The following is an 18405-nucleotide window of genomic DNA, read 5'->3' on the forward strand; positions in this document are numbered from 1 at the left end:
CGCCCCTTCCCGGGCGGGGCCTTTTGTCTTTCCAAGATCCCGAACTAAGGTCCCGCGCCATGATGCTGCATATCCCCGAGGTGCTGACCAAGCCGCAGGTGGCCGAGCTGCGCGCGGCGATCGACGCCGCCGACTGGGTCGACGGCAACGCCACGTCGGGGACGCAGTCGGCGCTGGCCAAGCGCAACGAGCAGTTGCCGGAGGGGTCTGAAGCCGCCCGCTACGCCGGCGAGAAGGTCCTCGACGCCCTGTCGCGCAGCCCGCTGTTCGTCACCGCCGCCCTGCCCCAGACGGTGTTTCCGCCGCTGTTCAACCGCTATGGCGGCGGCCAGACCTTCGCCACCCACATCGACAATTCGATCCGCCAGAGCCGCGATGGGAGCGTGCGGATCCGCAGCGACCTGTCGGCGACGCTCTTCCTGACAGAGCCCGAGGACTATGACGGCGGCGAACTGCTGGTCGAGGACACCTATGGCGTCCACGAGGTGAAGCTGCCGGCCGGCGACCTGATCCTCTACCCGGCCTCCAGCCTGCATCAGGTGACGCCGGTCACCCGCGGGGCGCGGACCTCGAGCTTCTTCTGGATCCAGAGCATGATCCGCGACGACGCCCGCCGCGCGCTGCTGTTCCAGATGGACATCGCCATCCAGCAGCTGTCGCTGAAGGTGGGCGCGGGCGCCCCCGAGCTTGTGTCGCTGACCGGGACCTATCACAACCTTCTGCGCATGTGGGCCGAGGTCTAGCCGAGCACGGCGGCGGCGCGGACGCCCACGCACGGGAGGGCGCCATGACCTACGAGACCATCACCTACGAGACCCGCGGCCAGATTGGGGTGCTGACCCTGAACCGGCCCGAGAAGCTCAACGCCATCTCCGCCGAGTTGCGCCGCGACCTGGAGGCCGGGCTGATCGCGGCGCAGGCCGACGATGCGGTTCGCGCCCTGGTGCTGACCGGGGCCGGCCGCGGGTTCTGTTCCGGCGCCGACCTCACCGGCCCCGCGCCCGAGCGCGACGGCCCGCCGCCGCAGAGCGAGCGGCTGGACGAAGAGGCCTGGATGGGCCGCTGGGCGCGGCTGCTGCGCGACTTCGACAAGCCGCTGATCGGCGCGATCAACGGCGTCTGCGCCGGCGCCGGCATGGCCTGGGCGCTGGCCTGCGACGTGCGCATCGGCTCCGAGCACGCGCGCTTCAAGACCACCTTCGCCGAGCGGGCGATCTCGCCGGACTCCGGCCTGTCGTTTCTGCTGCCGCGGATCGTCGGCTATGCGAGCGCCGCAGATCTGATCTTCACCAGCCGCATGGTGCTGGCCGACGAGGCGCTGAAGCTTGGCCTGCTCAACCGCATGACCGCGCACGAGACGCTGTTGGATGACGCCGTGGCCTATGGCGAACAGATGGCCCAGTGGCCGCCGCTGGCCATCCGGATGGCCAAGCGGGTGCTGCAGACCAACATGGAGTCCGACTTCGTCAGCGCCGTGAAGTACGAGTCCGTCGGCCTGGCCCATGCCCGCCGCGCCGTGAACGACGTCAAGGAGTCGGCTGCGTCATTCCGCGAGAAGCGCAAAGGCGTCTACACGGGCACGTAAAATGAGGTCATAAGGCGCGCATACAGTTCCATTGGGAGACCGCGCCATGGCCCTCGACACCGGCGACCAGCAGAAGACCTTCAACTGGGAAGATCCGCTGGACCTGGCCTCGCGCCTCACCGAAGAGGAGCGGATGGTGTGGGAAAGCGCCCGCGCCTACGCCCGTGAGAAGCTGCTGCCGCGCGTGGTCTCGGCCTACGCCCAGGAACGCTTCGACCGCGAGATCATGAGCGAAATGGGCGCGCTGGGCTTCCTCGGCGCGACCCTGCCCGAGCAGTACGGCGGCGCCGGCGTCAGCCACGTCGCCTACGGCCTGATCGCCCGCGAGATCGAGGCGATCGACTCCGGCTATCGCTCGGCGATGAGCGTGCAGTCCTCGCTGGTCATGTACCCGATCTACGCCTTCGGCTCGGAAGAGCAGAAGATGAAGTACCTGCCCGGCATGGCCCGCGGCGAGATCGTCGGCTGCTTCGGCCTGACCGAGGCCGACGGCGGCTCCGATCCGGCCTCGATGCGCACGGTCGCCAAGAAGGTCGACGGCGGCTACGTGCTGAACGGCGCGAAGATGTGGATCACCAACGCCCCGATCAGCGACGTCTGCCTGGTCTGGGCCAAGCTGGACGGCGTGATCCGCGGCTTCCTGGTCGACCGCGGCTCGGAGGGCCTCACCACCCCGAAGATCGAGAACAAGCTCAGCCTACGCGCCTCGATCACCGGCGAGATCGCGCTGGCCGACGTGTTCGTGCCGGAAGACCACATGCTGCCGAACGTGACCGGCCTGCGCGGTCCGTTCTCGTGCCTCAACAAGGCCCGCTACGGCATCAGCTGGGGCGCGATGGGCGCGGCCGAGTTCTGCCTGCACGCCTCCAGAGAATACACCCTGACCCGCAAGGTGTTCGGCAAGCCGCTGGCCGCCCGCCAGCTGGTCCAGAAGAAACTGGCCGACATGCAGACCGAGATCGCGCTGGGCTTCGAGGGCGCGCTGGCGCTGGGCCGCCTGCTCGACCAGGGCGCCTGGGTGCCGGAAGCCATCAGCCTGATGAAGCGCAACAACTGCGGCAAGGCCCTGGCCATCGCCCGCGAAGCCCGCGACATCCACGGCGGCAACGGCATTTCCGGCGACTATCACGTGATGCGCCACGCCGCGAACCTGGAGACCGTGAACACCTATGAAGGCGCTCACGACGTCCACGCCCTGATCCTCGGCCGCGCCATCACGGGCGAGAACGCGTTCTAGGTTTCGCGCCGGAGTTTTAGTCCACAACCATCGCGGTAAAAATTTCCGGGTCCAAACGTTACGTTTACCGACCCGCGTTACATCATCCTCCCGAACAAGGGGACGGGGGCGATGGCCGCAGGGCGGACACCGCAGGAATCGAAGGCGATCGTCGAGTGGCTGTTCGAGAACAGCCGCGAGGTGATGTTCGTCATCGGCGCGGACAAGCGGTTCAAGCTGGTCAACCCGACCTTCGAGCGGGAGACCGGCTGGACCGAGGCCGAGGTCGTCGGCCAGTACGCTCGTGACTTCATTCATCCGGGCGAGGAAGCCAGCATCGAGGCGCACCTGCGGCGCCTGAAGGACCAGGGCTTCAGCGACCACGCCTCGCGCATCCGCGCCAAGGACGGCAGCTGGCGCTGGTTCGAAGGCCGCGCCCAACTGCTCCCAGACGGCGAGATGATCGGGGTGGTCCGCAACGCCACCCGCGAGCGCGAGCTGGACGCCCGCCTGGTCGCCGCCGAGCGCACCGGACAGCTGCTGTCGCAGGCGGCCGGCATCGGCACCTGGTCCTATGAACCGGACAACGACCGCATCGAGTGGTCGCAGGACATCCTCAACCTGACCGGCTACCGCGACGACGAGATCGACGACATCGAAAAGGTCGGAGCCGTGTTGCACCCCGACGACGCGCTCGTCGTCCGCACGGCGGTCATGGAGGGCATCCTCTACGGCAAGGCCGGATCGCTCGAGCACCGGCTGAAGGACAAGACCGGCGGCTGGTCGCACTGGCGCAACACCTTCCGCACCGAGGCGCGGCCCGGCGGCGAGTACGCCCTGCGCGGCGTCATGCAGGACATCACCGAGCTGGTGCAGGCCCGCGACGGCGCCGTGCGCGGCCAGCAGCAGATGCTGCAGCTGGTGGAAGGCGCGCCCTTCGCCGTGGCGATGTTCGACCGGCGGCTGCGCTATCTGGTGATGAGCGGCGCCTGGCGGCAGATGTTCACCCGCCAGGACAAGGAACAGATCGGCCTGACCCTGGCCCAGACCTTCCCGCGCGCGCCCAAGCGGCTGCTCAGCGCCATGCAGCGCGCCCTGGACGGCGAGGTGGTCGCCCGCAACGAGGACCGGATCAACGACATCGAGGACGTGCGCCGCTGGGTGCGCTGGCAGGCGCGCCCCTGGCGCGACGCCAAGGGCCGGGTGCAGGGCGTGGTCTGCTACATCGACGACGTCACCCCGCTCACCCAGGCGCGCCGCGAGGCCGAGGTCAACGCCCGACGCCTGAAGCTCGCCCTCACCGCCGCCGACGCCGGCGTCTACGAGATCGACCACGTCCAGAAGACCTTCTGGGCGAGCCCGGAATTCGAGCGGATGCTGGGCAAGGACATCCGGGGCTACGAAGACGCCCAGAACCTGCAGTTCCCGCGCTTTCACCCCGACGACCTGGACCATGTGCGCCAGTCGTTCCGCGACATCCGCGACGGCGAGCGCGCGCCGGGCGAGGCGTTCGAGGCGCGCGCCATCGGCCCCGGCGGCGAGGAACGCTGGATCCGCGTCTTCCATCACCTGTCGACCGACCGCCAAGGACGCTGGCTGAAGGGCGTGGGCCTGGTGCAGGACTTCGACCAGCGCAAGCGCCAGGAACTGGACCTCATCGCCGCCCAGCGCGCCGCCCAGGCGGCGGGCGAGGCCAAGGCCGCGTTCCTGGCCAATATGAGCCACGAGATCCGCACGCCGATGAACGGCGTGATGGGCGTGCTGCACCTGCTGAAGTCCGAGACCCTCTCCGAAGAGGGCCGGCGGATGCTGGAGGAGGCGCTGTCCTGCGGCCAGATGCTGGCCGAACTGCTCAACGACGTCATCGACTTCTCCAAGATCGAGGCCGGGCGGCTGGAGATGGCGCCCGAGGCGGTCGAGCCGCGCGCCCTGATCGAGGGCGTTGCACGGCTGCTGCGGCCGCAGGCCGAGGCCAAGCACCTGAAGCTGGTCGTCGACGTCGATCCGGCCGTGGGCTGGGTGGTGTCCGATCCGGTGCGGCTGCGCCAGGCGCTGTTCAACCTGGTCGGCAACGCCGTGAAATTCACGCTGAAGGGCCAGGTGACGATCCGCGCCTGCCTGCGGCCCGGACCTGTGACCCAGATGCTGCGGCTCGAGATCGCCGACACCGGCGTCGGCATTCCCGAAGCCGTGCAGCCGCGGATCTTCCAGCGCTTCGACCAGGGCGACGCCTCGACGACCCGCAAGTTCGGCGGTTCGGGCCTGGGCCTGTCGATCACCCAGAAGCTGGCCCAGATGATGGGCGGCGGCGTCGGCTTCGCCTCGACCGAAGGCGTCGGCTCGGTGTTCTGGCTGGAGGTCTCGGCCGCTCCGTCCGAGGCTGCGGTCGCCGCCGAGGAGACCGCCGACGACTGGCTGAACGGCCTGCGGGTGCTGGTGGTCGAGGACAACCCGACCAACCGCATGATCGCCACCAAGCTGCTCGAAAAGCTCGGCGCCGATGTCGAGACCGCCGCCGACGGCTATCTGGGGGTGGAGGCGGCCGGCCGCGGCGCCTTCGACCTGATCCTGATGGACGTGCAGATGCCGGGCATCGACGGTTTGGAGGCGGCCCGACGCATCCGCGCGATCGGCGGGTCTGTCGCGGCCACGCCGATCGTCGCGCTCACCGCCAACGTCCTGGCGCACCAACGTGCCGCCTACCTGGAGGCCGGCATGGACGGGGTGGTCGGCAAGCCGATCTCGCCCGCCGCCCTGCTGAGCGAGATCGCGCGGCTGGCCGAACGGGCGGACGACCAGGCGCCCGACGAAGCTGCAGCGGTGGCCTGACCCCGGGGCGCGGCGCCCCTTCCCACATCGGCGTTCTCCGAGTTAGACCTTGGTCAGTTTCGGGGGAGACCAGGGAATGGCGGACGTCGCCGTGGAAGCAGGCAAGAAGCCTGCGTCGCTACGCACCGTAGTGGCCGCCTCGTCGGCGGGGACCGCCTTCGAGTGGTACGACTTCTTCGTCTTCGGCAGCCTGACCCACGTCATCTCCAAGACCTTCTTCTCCGGCCTGCCGGAGACCGCCGGCTACATCGCCGCCCTGGCCCTGTTCGGGGCCGGCTTCCTGTTCCGGCCGCTGGGCGCGCTGGTGTTCGGACGGATCGGCGACAAGGCCGGGCGCAAGGGCGCGTTCCTGGTCACCGTCGTGCTGATGGGCGCGGCGACCTTCGCCATCGGCCTGCTGCCGACCTACGCCCAGGTCGGATTGCTGGCCCCGGCGCTGCTGGTGCTGATGCGGATCGTCCAGGGCTTCGCGCTCGGCGGCGAGTACGGCGGAGCGGCGATCTATGTCGCCGAGCACGCGCCGGCCGAGGGCCGCGGCTGGGCCACCGGCTGGGTGCAGACCTCCGCCGCGCTCGGCCTGTTCGGCGCCCTGATGGTGATCCTGATCACCCGCGTCGTGGTCGGGCGCTATTTCGGTCCCGAGGCCTTCGATCAATGGGGCTGGCGGATCCCGTTCCTCGTTTCGGCCGGCCTGCTGGCGATCTCGATCTGGATGCGGCTGAAGCTGTCGGAGAGCCCGGCTTTCGCCAAGATGAAAGCCGAGGGAAGCGCCTCCAAGGCGCCGTTCGCCGAAGCCTTCGGCCAGTGGCGGAACCTGAAGATCGTGCTGCTGGCCCTGGTGGCGGTGATGTTCGCCCAAGGGGCGGTCTGGTACACGGCCTTCTTCTACGTGCAGACCTTCATGGAGCGGTTCCTGAAGGTCCCGCCTGAGACCATCAACCTCCTCATGCTGTCGGCGACCGCGGTCAGCGCCGTCGGCTACGTCTTCTTCGGCTGGCTGTCGGACAAGATCGGCCGCAAGCCGGTGATGTTGTTCGGCATGGTCCTGATGCTGATCGCCTACTTTCCCGGCTTCCACATGCTGACCCAGACGCTGAACCCGGCGCTGTCGGAGGCCCAGGCCCGCACGCCGGTCGTGGTGGTGGCCGATCCCAACGACTGCTCGCTGCAGTTCGACCCGGTCGGCAAGGCCGCGTTCCTCTCGTCCTGCGACATCGCCAAGAGCGTGCTGTCGGGGGCCGGCGTCTCCTACGACAACGAGGTCGGCGCGGCGGGCGCCCCGGCGATGGTGCGGATCGGCTCGACCACCGTGCACTCGGCCAGCGCCGCCGGCCTGGTCGGCAACACCGCCAAGGCCGCCAAGGCCAAGGTCGAGGGCGAGATCAAGTCCGCCCTGGCCTACGCTGGCTATCCGTCGGAAGCCGACCCCGAGCGAATGAACCTGCCGGGCGCGTTCCTGGTGCTGCTGGTGTTCGTGATCGCCGCCACCGCGCTCTATGGCCCGATCGCCGCCTGCCTGGTCGAGCTGTTCCCGACCCGCATCCGCTACACCACCATGTCCCTGCCCTATCACATCGGCACCGGCTGGGTCGGCGGCTTCACCCCGTTCACGGCCTTCGCGATCGTGGCGGCGACCGGCCACGTCTATGCCGGGCTCTGGTATCCGTTCGTCTTCACCCTGATCTCGGTCGTGGTCTGCCTGCTGCTGCTGCCCGAGACCCGCGGCCGGTCGCTGGATCAGTAGGGGTCAGCGCGGCGGCGTCAGGCGATCACCGCCAGGGCCGCTTCGAGCTGCGGCGCGCGCAGCCCCTCGAGCGCCGCCGCCAGCCGCGCCTTCACGTAGGCGAAGCGGCCCGCCTCGGTGTCCAGCACCGGCTCGCCCAGCGACAGCGCCTCGTGCAGCTGCGCCAGTGAACGACCGCTGAGGTCGCGCGCCTGCGGCGGGTCGCCGACGGCGCTGGCCATCACCAGCCCGTAGAACAGGTGGTTCACCTGCCGCATGACCTGCAGCCGCGCCCGGCGGGTCTCGTCGGCCGCCCCGAAGTAGGTGGCCAGCAGCAGATCTTCCTGGGCTGGCGTGCGGGCGAAGAGATTGGCGATGCACGACAGGTCGACGTAGCGGTCGGCCAGGAACGCCGACTCCCAGTCCACCAGCCACAGGCGCGATCCGTCATAGAGGATGTTGCGCGGGTTGAGGTCGTTGTGGCTGGCGACCAGGTCGGCCGGGTCGGTGCGGTAGCGCGCGCGCAGATTCCCATAGCGGTCGAGCAGCTCGGCCATGGCGGCCGGCGCCACCAGGCCGCGGGCCTGGAACTGGGCGACCAGGGCGTCGATCCCGTCGAGATAGTCGACCAGGGGCGGGAACGGCGGGCCGGCATGCAGGGCGCGGACGCTCTGGGCGGCCTCGACCACCAGTTGGTCGGGCGTGCCGCGATACTCGAGCGACAGCGGCCGCTCCTCGATGAAGTCCATGATCGCCACGCCGTCGTCGGCGTCGGCGTAGCGGACCCGCGGGGCCAGCAGTCCGGCCGCGGCGATGCGCATGCAGGCATAGGCTCGGTCCGGGTCGCGAAAGCCGTCGCGCGCCTGGTCCAGCCGCAGCAGGTAGGCGATGCCGCCGACCCGGATGCGGAACACGCCCGCCCCCGAGAGCCCGCCGCCGAGCGCGACGACGGAGTCCGGTTCGGCGACGCCGAAGGCTGCGGTCAGGCCACGGGCGACGGCGGCGCGCACCGTAGGGGAAAAGTCGAGCGCCATGGCGCGTCCTCCGATTGGGAGGCCGCTTTTACCCGGATATAAATCTAGGTCAATATTACCCGGGTAATTATTCCCGATCCCCGCGGGCCGCACGCGCGGCCCAGCGGCTGACGGCGTCGGAGACCAGCACCGCGGCGACCGCGATCGCGGCGGCGACCAGGCAGAGCGCCGCGGCCCGCGCCTCGTCTCCCGGCGACTGGGTCGCGCCGTAGATCGCCGCCGGCAGGGTCAGGGTCTCGCCGGGGATCGCGGCGACAAAGGTGATGGTCGCGCCGAATTCGCCCAGCGCCTTGGCGAAGCCGAGGATCGCGCCCGCCGCCACGCCCGGCAGCGCCAGCGGCAGGGTGATGCGGAAGAAGCGGATCAGACGGCCGGCCCCCAGGGTGCGGGCCACCTCGTCCACCTCGCGGTCGACCGCCTCGATGGCCAGCCGGATTGGACGCACCATCAGCGGAAAGGCCATGACCCCGGCGGCCAGCGCCGCCCCGGTCCAGTCGAAGGCGAAGACGATCCCGATCTTCTCGAGCGCCTGGCCGAACGCCCCACGGCGGCCGAACAGCAACAGCAGCACATAGCCCGTCGCCACCGGCGGCAGCACCAGCGGCAGGGTGACGGCGGCGTCGAGCACCACCCGCATGGCGAAGCGGCCGCGGGCCTGGGCCAGCGCCACCAGCACCGCGATCGGCAGGGCGACGAGCGTCGCCGCGCCGGCCACCCTCAGCGACAGCATCACCGCGGCGAAGTCTTCGGGCGTCAGTTGGCTCACGGCGCCGCCGTCGGCAGGATCTCGACCGCCACGCCGGCCGCTTCCAGCGCCGCCAGCCGCGCGCGGCCGGGCGCGGCGGTCGTCACCCAGGCGATCACCCGCCCGGCGCGGGTCAGTTCGGCGAGACGCTCGGCGCTCGCCTCGTCCGGCGCCAGCCGCTCGGCGTCGCGGCGCGCCAGCGACAGCACCGCCGGGTCGGCGTCATGATCAGCGGCCAGCACGTCGGCGGCGGCCAGCGCCCGCACCGCGCGCAGGGTCAGCAGGTCGACCGGGCCGCCCGCGACCACGATCCGCACGCGGCCCTGGGCGGCGACGCCGCGGGCCAGGGCCTCGCGCAGCAGCCTGGCCGCGCCGTCCATGTCGCCGGCCATGGCGGCCTCGGCGGCGGGACCGGCCAGCGCCTCGCGCAGGAAGGTCCGGCGCTCGTGCAGCTGCGGCAGGGCGGCGCGGACCTCGTCCTGCAGCTGGCGGAACAACGCCGCGACCCGGCCGGCGCCTTCGGGCACGCGCTGCTCGATGTCGGCGCGCAGCATGGTGGCCAGCATCGGCGAGGCGCCGCCGGTTCCGATGGCGGCCACGACCTCGCCGCGGTCGATCACCGCCGGGGTGGTGAAGTCGCAGAGCTGCGGGCGGTCGACGACATTGACCGGCACGTGGGCGGCGCGGGCGGCGGCGGCGGCGGCTTGCGCGAACGCGTCGTCGGCGCTGGCCACGAAGGCGAGCGCGGCCCCGGCATAGGCCGCCGGATCGGCCGCGTCGGCGCCCTGCAGGTGGACGATGCGGGCCGGCGAGCCCTCCAGCAGGCGCAGCTTGGCCTGGGCCGGCTCCCCCGAGCCGGCGATCACCACCGTGCGGCCGCTGAGCGGAAAGAAGGCGGGAAAGGCGTCCATCAGCCGGTCTTGCAGTCGCGGTAGGCCGCGCCCGGGACGCCCGTGAGCGACGCCGCCTCGCCCTTGCTCGAGAGCTCGACCCCGCCGGCGGCGTATTTGGCGCCCGAAGCCGAGCGCACGTGCGCCAGGCGGAAGGTGCGGTCGCCGGCACGGACGATCGCCTTGTCGCCGGCCAGGTCGTAGGCGGCGGTGAAGGTGCGGCCGCCGGCGCAGGCGTAGGTCTGCGGCGCGTCGGTCGCGTCCATCGGGGCCGTGCTGGCGCAACCGGCCAGGACCAGCGCCGCGCCGATCGCCAACATCACCTTCGCCATCCAGGTCCCCTGACTGTCAGGCGCACAGCCTAGCCGCGGTCGGTCCCGAACGCAGCCACTTTACCGGCGAGGCTGAACGCCGTTAGGATGAGCGAACGCTCACATCGCGGGAGGGATACCCATGGCCATGACTCTGGACGTCAACGGCAAGCCCCTGGCCGTCAAGGCCGCGCCCGACACCCCGCTGCTCTGGGTGCTCCGCGACGAGCTGCAACTGACCGGCACGAAGTTCGGCTGCGGCGTCGCCCAATGCGGCGCCTGCACGGTGATGGTCGACGGCCAGGCGGTCCGCTCGTGCGTGACCCCGATCGAAGCGGTCGCCGCCAGCAAGATCACCACCATCGAAGGCCTGGGCGGTCAGCACCCGCTGCAGCAGGCCTGGGTCAAGCACGACGTGCCGCAATGCGGCTACTGCCAGTCGGGCCAGATCATGTCGGCCGCCGCCCTGCTGGGCGCCAACGCCAAGCCGACCGACGCCGACATCGACGCGGCGATGGACGGCAACATCTGTCGCTGCGGGACCTATCAGCGGGTCCGCGCGGCCATCAAGGACGCCGCGGCCATGCCCGCGCCCGCCCCGGCCGCCGCGCCGGCGCCGGCCAAGGCCTGAGGGGAGACGCACCGATGAACGCTCCTGTGAACAAGAAGACGATCGCCAGCGCCACCCGCCGCGACGTGGTGATCGGCGCCAGCCTGGTCGGCGGCGCCCTGGTGGTCGGCGCCTGCTCGCCCGGCGACATCCTGTCGATCGGCGCCAAGGAGGACTTCGGCGCCTTCGGCCCCTTCATCAAGATCGCGCCCGACGGCGTGGTCACCGTGGTCTCCAAGCACATCGAATTCGGGCAAGGGAACCACGCCGGCCTGGCGGCTATCGTCGCCGAGGAGCTGGACGCCGACTGGGCCAAGGTCCGCGTCGAGCAGGCCCCGGCCATCGCCAAGGTCTACGCCAACACCGGCATGGGCGTGCAGGGCACCGGCGGTTCGTCGGCGATCTCGAACTCCTGGGACCAGCTGCGCAAGGCCGGCGCCTCGGCGCGCGCGATGTTCGTCGAGGCCGCCGCCAACAAGTGGAGCGTACCGGCCGGCGAGATCGCGGTGAAGGACGGCGTCCTGACCCACGCCTCCGGCAAGAGCGCCGGCTTCGGCGAACTGGTCGCCGACGCCGCCAAGGCGACGCCGCCCGCCACTCCGACGCTGAAGGATCCCAAGACCTTCACCCTGATCGGCACCGACCGCGTGCGCCGCAAGGACGCCCAGGCCAAGTCGGACGGCACGGCCAGGTTCACCCAGGACGTCCAGCTGCCGAACATGCTGATCGCCATGGTCGCGCATGCGCCGAAGTTCGGGGCCAAGGTCGCCTCGTTCGACGCCGCCGAGGCCAAGAAGGTCCCCGGCGTGGTCGAGGTCTACCAGATCCCCAGCGGCGTGGCCGTGGTGGCCGACACCACCTGGGCCGCCAAGCAGGGCCGCGAGGCGCTGAAGGTCACCTGGAACGAGGACGAGGCGGAGAAGCGCTCCTCCGACGCGATCCTGGCCCGCTACAAGGACCTCGCCTCGGGCAAGGCCCAGCCGGCCGACAAGGAGAAGTGGCAGGCCTTCGAAAGCAAGGGCGACATCGCCACGGTCAAGGGCGAGGCGTTCGAGGCGGCCTACGACTTCCCGTTCCTGGCCCATGCGACCATGGAGCCGATGAACTGCGTGGCCCAGGTCGGCGGCGGCAAGGCCAAGCTGACCTTCGGCTCGCAGATCCCGACCATCGACCAGCTCAACACCGCCAAGATCATGACCATGCTGCCCGGCGCGGTGGAGATCGAGACGCTGTTCGCCGGCGGTTCGTTCGGGCGCCGCGCCAACTTCCAGTCCGACTACGTCGCCGAGTGCGTCGAGATCGCCAAGAAGGTCGGCAAGGACCGGCCGGTGAAGCTGGTCTGGACCCGCGAGGACGACATGGCCGCCGGCTACTTCCGGCCCATCGCCCACCACACGGTGCGCGTGACGCTCGACAAGGACGGCTATCCGGCCAGCTGGCGCCAGCGGGTGGTCACCCAGACCCTGATGAAGGGCTCGCCCATGGGCCAGCCCAAGCTGGACGAGACCGCGGTCGAAGGCACGCTGGGCTCGCCCTATCTCAAGGCGACGCCGATCGTCGATGCGCAGCTGATCCAGCCGGACTCGGGCGTGCCGGTGCTGTGGTGGCGTTCGGTGGGCGCGACCCATACGGCCTATGTGATGGAGCACACCATCGACCAGCTGGCCAGGAAGGCCGGCAAGGATCCGGTCGAGTATCGCCGCGCGCTCTACACCAAGGCCGGGGCCAATCGGCATCTGGCGGTGCTGAACCTGGCGGCCGAGAAGGCCGGGTGGACGACCCCGGCGCCGGCGGGCTGGACCCGCGGCGTGGCCGTGCACGAGAGCTTCGGCTCGGTGGTCGCGCAGGTGACGGAAGTGAAGCTGGACGGCGGCGCGCCGAAGGTCGGCCGCGTGGTCACCGCCATCGACTGCGGCACGGCGATCTCGCCCGACCAGATCGCCGCCCAGATGGAAGGCGGCACCTGCTACGGGCTGTCGGCGGCGTTGTTCGGCCAGATCACCCTGAAGGACGGCGTGGTCGAGCAGGGCAACTTCGACAGCTACCGCGTGCTGCGAAATTCCGAGGCCCCGACGGTCGAGACCTACATCGTCCCGTCCGGCAATGCGCCGAGCGGGGTCGGCGAGCCGGGCACCCCGGTGATCGGCCCGGCGGTGGCCAACGCCCTGCTGACCCTCACGGGCCAGCCGACGCTGAGCCAGCCGTTCGTCAAGGCGTAGGCTAGTTCCTTTCCTCCCCCCTCCCCCGCAAAAGCAGGGGAGGAAAAACGCTGCGGTTCATCACCAGGTGAAGGACGCCGCCGCGCGGATCGCGTGGCTGTCCGAGGCGTCGGTCCAGCCATAGCGGTAACCGAGGCTGACGCGGGTGCGGTCGCTGATCGCCGCGTCGAGCTGGGTCGACAGCTTCACCGCCGTCTCGCCGGTCGAGGCCGCCGCGACATCGAAGTTGCTTTGGCCCATACGCGCGCCGAGCACCGTGGCGTCGTCGCCGAACTCCTGGGTCACGAACAGCGAGGCCAGCGGACGCAGCTTGATCGCGCCGGCCTGGGTCTCGGTGCTGATCCGGCCGCCGACGCGGCCCTGGACGGCCGTGCGGGTTTCGCTGGCGAAACGCAGGGCGCCGGTGGTCTCGCCCTCTTCGCTGACGGCGTCACGTTCGGCGCGGTCGGCGGCCAGGCCGGCGGCCAGCACCAGGTCGGCGCGGCCCATGGCGAAGCGGCGCCCCGCCTCGACGTCGGCCGACAGCGAAGTCCCGTCCGCCTTGCCCAGATAGGCGCGCGCGCCGTTGGCCAGGGTCACCGAGCGGGTCAGCTTGTAGTCGTCGAGGCCGGCGGCCACGACGCCGTTGACGTAGGTCTCGCCCGAGCGCCAGGCGCCGTAGCCGTGCAGCTGGTAGCTGTTGGTGCGGGCCGTGCCCATGCCGCGGCCGTCGACCTCGGTCTGGGCGTAGCTGACCGCAGCGCCGATCAGCAGGTCGTCCGACAGCGGCTGGTCGAAGCCGAAGATCAGCGAGGCGCGATCAGTGCGATAGCCGTTGGCGACGTGATCGGCGTCGATCTCCCAGGTGTCGGCCCCGGCCACGCCCCAGACCTTGCGGGCGCCGAACGCCGTCTCCAGACGGTCGGTGACCTCGGTGCGGGTGGCGCGGCTGGACGCCAGCACCGCTTCCATGCCGTCGGCGTGGATTTCGCCGGACGCCTGTTGCAGAGCGTCGAGCAGTTGCGGCTGCTTGAGGCCGACAAGGCCCCCGGCCAGGCCGGCGTCGCGCTGGCCCGGAGCCAGGCGAGCGGCGTCGACCGCCGCGCCCACGGCCTGGGCGTTCTGCTTGCCGGCGCGCGCCGCCAGGGTCGCATAGCTGTTCGGGGTCACCGCCAGCACCACCGCCTTGGGCAGATAGAGCACGTCGAAGCGCGAGTCGGGGGCCAGGCCCTCGGTGGGCTGGGTGATGGCCGTGAACGAGCCGGTGACGCCGCCCTCGGCGCTGACCACCTGGAAGCTGTCGCCGATCTGCGGGGTGTAGGTGTTGGTCGCCGACCCGGTGATGCCGCGGGTGATCGGGGCGATCGTGCCGCCGGCCGTGTAGACGCTGCCCGCGCCGCTCAGCACCAGTTGGTCGTGATGGCCCGCGCCGTTGCCGGCGGTCGGACCGTCGATGTCGAGCGCCAGAGTCGAACCTGCCGCCTGCACGACGCTGCCGGCGACCACCAGCACGCCGGGCGAGTTGCCGGGCGACAAGGTCCCGTCGACCTCGACATCGCCGTTGACCCGGCCCGAGCCGCTCATCGTGCCGCTCTGGTCGACCCAGACCTGGCCGGCGAAGACGTTGTTGAACGCCAGCTGACCTTCCTGGACGCAGGCGCCGATGGCGTTGGATCCGGCGGCGTTGAGGCTGAGGCGGCCGGTTCCGGCCTTGATGAGGCAGTTCTGGCCGCTGATCACGCCGTTCATGGCGACGTCGTTGCCGGCGGTGTCGAAGCGGGCGTTCTCGCCCTGGACGTTAAGCTGCTGAGTGATGGTCAGGCCCGAGCCCGCGACCAGGCTCGAACCGGTTCCCAGGGTGATCTGGCCGCCCGCCGCGCCGAGCGCGCCGGCCGAACCGGCCACCACCGAGCCGCCCTGGATGTCGAGCGAGCCGTGGCTGTTGGCGCCGGTCAGGATCAGCGAGCCCTCGCCCGTCTTGATCAGGCCGCCGCCGCCGTTGATGTTCCCCGACAGCACCACGTTGTGTCCGCCGGTGTTGAAGCCGCCCTGCTGGCCAGCTTCGATCTGCAGGGTCTGACCGACGCTCGAATCGCGCTCCGAGCGCAATGAACCGCCGCCGCTCAGCGTGACCAGGCCCGAGCTCAGCGACCCGCCGCTGTTGAAGGCGACCGTGCCGCCCTGGACGTTGAGGCCGTTCTGGTTGTTGGCGCCGGTCAGGATCAGCACGCCCTCGCCGGTCTTGGTCAGGGCGCCGGCCCCGCTCATCCCGCCGCTGATCGTCAGATCATGGCCCGCAGTGTTGATCGTGCCGCCCGCCTCGCGGATCGTGAAGGCGTTGTTGATCGAGGTCGAGGCGCCGAGGTTCAGCGTGCCGCCGTCGAACACCGGATTGACCTTGCCGCCCAGGATGTCCTCGGGCGTGAACGTGCCGCCCACGCCGATGTCCGGCAGCAGGCCGCCGCCACCGCCGCCGCCATTGGCGCCGATCGCCGCGGCGATGTCGGTGCCGAAGATGTACTGGTACTTGAAGGTGACCTTCCCGCCGCTCAGCAGGTCGCCGATGTCGAAGCCGAGACCGATCGTATAGTCACCGTTCCCGTCGTTCACGCCCGATAGGTAGAACAGCGGATCGGAGCTCCACGGGTAGCCGCTCACGCCCGAATTGTGGGTGACCGAGTCGTTGGAGTAGAGGCCGATCACGTACTTCGAAGCCAGCGCCTCGGCATAGACCAGGTCGCTGGCGGCAACGCTTCCGGAGCCTTGGATGTTCGTGGTCTGGGTGCTGTCGCCGGTCGCGGCCTTTGCGTCCGGATCGGTGAACCGGCCGAAGGTCAGGCCCGTGAGATCCGTCAGCGCCTCGATGGTCGTGACGATGTTGAGCTGCTGACCGGCGTCGTTGAAGTAGTAGTCGTGGCTGATGGTGAACAGGTTCACCCCGCCTTCGACGGCGGTGGCCGACCACACCGCGCGCTGATCGTAGGTCGCTCCGTCGTAGGCCACGCCGTTGTAGGAGGTCAGGACGCCGCCTGCGATCCCGACTGAGCTGAGCTGCGAGTTGTTGTTGTGGAACGAGAAGGCCGAGGCGGCGCTGCCTTGCAGCGAGAAGCCCTCGTAAGCCGTCCCCGGCGTCAGGTAGTCGTAGCTCGGATTGAACGTGCCCGTGCCCGTCCCGTCGTAGAGAATGCCGGGCGAGGTGCTGTTGTTGTAGCCGAGCGTGCCGCCGATCTCATTCAGGCCGACCTTGATGTACTTGCCGCTGAGGATCAGCGGGCCGCCCACGGGCGTCGCCCACACCGGCGAACTCAGCGCCGTTCCGGCCATGGCGATCAGCGCCAGGCGCGACCACCGTCGATTTGTACTCCGGCCAGAACGCAGGCCGCACGACACTTCCCGCGCGGCGACGGCCGCACGCTCAACACTCGAACTGAACAAGACTAAGCCCCAGACCCCTTGGCGGCGGCGCTCGGCCAGACCGCTGATTTCTTCATTCAACTATCCGCGTGGGCGCGCTTCTGCTGGCCCGGATGGATCGCGGTTGAGGGTTTCTGACTGAACTTGTTTAATGAAGTTTGATTGAAAAATAGGCGCCTAGTGCGGCAGGTCGCCGCGCTCGTCGACGTCGAACAGCACCCCGTCGTCGGGCGCCGCCACCAGCGCCAAGGCCTCGCCGAGGTCCTTGAGGATCGCCCGCGCCCCAGCGTCGCCATGCAGGGTCAACAGCCGCGGCAACAGAGCCGGCCCGATCAGAGCCGGATGACCGCGCTGACCCTCGAACACCGGAGCGGCGGCCGGCGCGCCGGCGCGAACCGCCCGCGCCAGGCCTTCCAGCACCGCATGCGGCACGCGCGGCATGTCGCCCAGGAAAACAAACGCGCCTGCACAATCGGCGGGCAGTTCGGCCGCGGCCCGGCGCAGCGACGCGCCCATGCCCTCCTCGTGGTCGTCCGCATGGACCACCAGCAGGCGATCGGTCGCGCCCGTTCGCCCGGCGAAGGCGCGGACCACGGCCTCCACCTCGGCTGCTGCCGTTCCGGTGACCACGATCACGCGCCGGACGGGCGCGGCGAAGGCGGCGGCGAGGGCGCCGTCCAAAAGGGCGCCGCCTGCCCATGGCGCGAGCAGCTTGCCGCCGCCAAACCGGCGGCCCGCGCCGGCCGCCAGAACCACAGCCTCGAATTCAGGCGCCTCTGTCGCCAAACCGTGTTCCCCTCTATCTTATGGGCAGCATGACGCCCTATGACGCCGCACCACCGCAAGAGGCCCGCGTCCAGCCGTTGATCGACGGCTTCGGACGCACGGTGAGCTATCTGCGCGTCTCGGTCACGGACCGCTGCGACCTGCGCTGTGTCTACTGCATGTCCGAGCACATGACCTTCCTGCCGAAGGCCGAGGTGCTGACGCTGGAAGAACTGGACCGCATCGCCTCGGCCTTCGTGGCGCTGGGCACGCGCAAGCTGCGCATCACCGGCGGCGAGCCGCTGGTGCGCAAGGGCGTCATGGGCCTGTTCGAGAACCTGTCGCGGCACCTGAAGTCGGGGGCGCTGGACGAGCTGACCCTGACCACCAACGGCACGCGGCTCGAGGAATTCGCCGCCGACCTGGCGCGGCTGGGCGTGCGGCGGGTCAACGTCTCGATGGACACCCTCGATCCAGCCAAGTTCCGGGTCCTGACCCGCGGCGGCCAGCTGCCTAAGGTCGTCGCCGGCATCGACGCCGCCCTGGCCGCCGGCCTGTCGGTCAAGATCAACGCCGTGGCGCTGAAGGACGACAACGCCGGCGAGCTGCCCGACCTGATCGCCTGGGCCCACGCCCGCGGCTGCGACATGACGTTGATCGAGGCCATGCCGCTGGGCGAGATCGAGGTCGACCGCACCGATCAGTTTCTGTCGCTGAAGGACGTCCGCCGCGGGCTGGAGAGCTTCTGGACCCTGAACGAGATCGCCCACCGCACCGGCGGCCCGGCCCGCTATGTCCGGGTCGAAGAGACCGGCGGTCGGCTGGGGTTCATCACCCCGCTCAGCCATAATTTCTGCGAGAGCTGCAACCGCGTGCGGCTGACCTGCACCGGCACCCTGCACACCTGCCTGGGCCGCGAGGACGCCAGCGACCTGCGCGCCGTGATCCGCGCCGGGACCGACGACGCCGGCCTGGTGGACGCCATCCGGCTGGCGGTCGACGCCAAGCCGCAGGGCCACGACTTCCAGATCGCACGCGCCGCCGCCCCGGCTGTGGCCCGCCACATGTCGACGACCGGGGGCTGA

At 70.3% G+C, this 18405-nt stretch carries 14 protein-coding genes; 8 read left to right on the forward strand and 6 right to left on the reverse strand.

Annotated elements, in window-relative coordinates:
• The first annotated feature begins 59 nt into the window (after positions 1-59).
• From ACSQ2H_RS20410 to ACSQ2H_RS20430, 5 genes are all read left to right on the forward strand, one after another.
• Positions 60-743, forward strand: coding sequence for a Fe2+-dependent dioxygenase (locus tag ACSQ2H_RS20410; RefSeq protein ID WP_436063194.1), 684 nt, complete (start codon positions 60-62; stop codon positions 741-743).
• 44 nt (positions 744-787) lie between these two features.
• Positions 788-1585, forward strand: coding sequence for an enoyl-CoA hydratase/isomerase family protein (locus ACSQ2H_RS20415; RefSeq protein WP_436063195.1), 798 nt, complete (start codon positions 788-790; stop codon positions 1583-1585).
• 46 nt (positions 1586-1631) lie between these two features.
• Entirely contained in the window at positions 1632-2822 is a 1191-nt protein-coding gene (locus tag ACSQ2H_RS20420) for an acyl-CoA dehydrogenase (RefSeq protein ID WP_436063196.1), read from the forward strand.
• A 111-nt stretch (positions 2823-2933) separates the two neighbouring features.
• On the forward strand, positions 2934-5630 hold the full coding sequence (locus ACSQ2H_RS20425; protein WP_436063197.1) for a PAS domain S-box protein: 2697 nt from the start codon (positions 2934-2936) through the stop codon (positions 5628-5630).
• 76 nt (positions 5631-5706) lie between these two features.
• Entirely contained in the window at positions 5707-7374 is a 1668-nt protein-coding gene (locus tag ACSQ2H_RS20430) for an MFS transporter (RefSeq protein ID WP_436063198.1), read from the forward strand.
• 17 nt (positions 7375-7391) lie between these two features.
• Here the strand turns inward: ACSQ2H_RS20430 and ACSQ2H_RS20435 are convergent, their stop codons facing one another.
• The 4 genes from ACSQ2H_RS20435 to ACSQ2H_RS20450 all read right to left on the reverse strand — a co-directional run bounded on the left by ACSQ2H_RS20435 (position 7392) and on the right by ACSQ2H_RS20450 (position 10354).
• Positions 7392-8387, reverse strand: coding sequence for a phosphotransferase (locus ACSQ2H_RS20435; RefSeq protein ID WP_436063199.1), 996 nt, complete (start codon positions 8385-8387; stop codon positions 7392-7394).
• Between the two features lie 67 nt (positions 8388-8454).
• A complete protein-coding gene (gene modB, locus ACSQ2H_RS20440) occupies positions 8455-9153 on the reverse strand; it encodes a molybdate ABC transporter permease subunit (protein WP_436063200.1) in 699 nt (232 codons plus the stop codon).
• The gene (locus ACSQ2H_RS20445; RefSeq protein ID WP_436063201.1) at positions 9150-10043 is read right to left on the reverse strand and encodes a precorrin-2 dehydrogenase/sirohydrochlorin ferrochelatase family protein; all 894 of its coding nucleotides are present in this window, start codon (positions 10041-10043) and stop codon (positions 9150-9152) included. Before ACSQ2H_RS20445 ends, modB begins: the two co-directional genes overlap by 4 nt.
• Complete coding sequence (locus tag ACSQ2H_RS20450) at positions 10043-10354, reverse strand: MliC family protein (protein ID WP_436063202.1); 312 nt, start codon at positions 10352-10354, stop codon at positions 10043-10045. Before ACSQ2H_RS20450 ends, ACSQ2H_RS20445 begins: the two co-directional genes overlap by 1 nt.
• Positions 10355-10475: 121 nt before the next feature.
• Here ACSQ2H_RS20450 and ACSQ2H_RS20455 point away from each other — a divergent pair, with 121 nt between their 5' ends.
• Both ACSQ2H_RS20455 and ACSQ2H_RS20460 read left to right on the forward strand, forming a co-directional pair.
• Positions 10476-10964 carry a (2Fe-2S)-binding protein gene (locus ACSQ2H_RS20455; RefSeq protein WP_436063203.1) on the forward strand — a complete coding sequence of 163 codons (489 nt, stop codon included), beginning with the start codon at positions 10476-10478 and terminating at the stop codon, positions 10962-10964.
• Between the two features lie 14 nt (positions 10965-10978).
• Positions 10979-13162, forward strand: coding sequence for a molybdopterin cofactor-binding domain-containing protein (locus ACSQ2H_RS20460; RefSeq protein WP_436063204.1), 2184 nt, complete (start codon positions 10979-10981; stop codon positions 13160-13162).
• A gap of 60 nt (positions 13163-13222) precedes the next feature.
• On the opposite strand, the gene ACSQ2H_RS20465 is transcribed toward ACSQ2H_RS20460, so the two are convergent.
• Together ACSQ2H_RS20465 and ACSQ2H_RS20470 are read right to left on the reverse strand one after the other, a co-directional pair.
• Complete coding sequence (locus tag ACSQ2H_RS20465; protein ID WP_436063205.1) at positions 13223-16465, reverse strand: autotransporter outer membrane beta-barrel domain-containing protein; 3243 nt, start codon at positions 16463-16465, stop codon at positions 13223-13225.
• 267 nt (positions 16466-16732) lie between these two features.
• Positions 16733-17341 carry a nucleotidyltransferase family protein gene (locus ACSQ2H_RS20470; RefSeq protein ID WP_436063206.1) on the reverse strand — a complete coding sequence of 203 codons (609 nt, stop codon included), beginning with the start codon at positions 17339-17341 and terminating at the stop codon, positions 16733-16735.
• 29 nt (positions 17342-17370) lie between these two features.
• Here ACSQ2H_RS20470 and moaA point away from each other — a divergent pair, with 29 nt between their 5' ends.
• Positions 17371-18405, forward strand: coding sequence for a GTP 3',8-cyclase MoaA (gene moaA / locus ACSQ2H_RS20475; protein WP_436063207.1), 1035 nt, complete (start codon positions 17371-17373; stop codon positions 18403-18405).

Origin of the sequence: Phenylobacterium sp. LjRoot97 (assembly GCF_964254345.1) — a bacterium.
Lineage (GTDB): Bacteria > Pseudomonadota > Alphaproteobacteria > Caulobacterales > Caulobacteraceae > Phenylobacterium.

Coding starts and splice junctions, on each gene's coding strand:
- ACSQ2H_RS20410 (WP_436063194.1), top strand. CDS start 60: ATGATGCTGCATATCCCCGAGGTGCTGACCAAGCCGCAGGTGGCCGAG.
- ACSQ2H_RS20415 (WP_436063195.1), top strand. CDS start 788: ATGACCTACGAGACCATCACCTACGAGACCCGCGGCCAGATTGGGGTG.
- ACSQ2H_RS20420 (WP_436063196.1), top strand. CDS start 1,632: ATGGCCCTCGACACCGGCGACCAGCAGAAGACCTTCAACTGGGAAGAT.
- ACSQ2H_RS20425 (WP_436063197.1), top strand. CDS start 2,934: ATGGCCGCAGGGCGGACACCGCAGGAATCGAAGGCGATCGTCGAGTGG.
- ACSQ2H_RS20430 (WP_436063198.1), top strand. CDS start 5,707: ATGGCGGACGTCGCCGTGGAAGCAGGCAAGAAGCCTGCGTCGCTACGC.
- ACSQ2H_RS20435 (WP_436063199.1), bottom strand. CDS start 8,387: ATGGCGCTCGACTTTTCCCCTACGGTGCGCGCCGCCGTCGCCCGTGGC.
- ACSQ2H_RS20445 (WP_436063201.1), bottom strand. CDS start 10,043: ATGGACGCCTTTCCCGCCTTCTTTCCGCTCAGCGGCCGCACGGTGGTG.
- ACSQ2H_RS20450 (WP_436063202.1), bottom strand. CDS start 10,354: ATGGCGAAGGTGATGTTGGCGATCGGCGCGGCGCTGGTCCTGGCCGGT.
- ACSQ2H_RS20455 (WP_436063203.1), top strand. CDS start 10,476: ATGGCCATGACTCTGGACGTCAACGGCAAGCCCCTGGCCGTCAAGGCC.
- ACSQ2H_RS20460 (WP_436063204.1), top strand. CDS start 10,979: ATGAACGCTCCTGTGAACAAGAAGACGATCGCCAGCGCCACCCGCCGC.
- ACSQ2H_RS20465 (WP_436063205.1), bottom strand. CDS start 16,465: ATGGCCGGAACGGCGCTGAGTTCGCCGGTGTGGGCGACGCCCGTGGGC.
- moaA (WP_436063207.1), top strand. CDS start 17,371: ATGACGCCCTATGACGCCGCACCACCGCAAGAGGCCCGCGTCCAGCCG.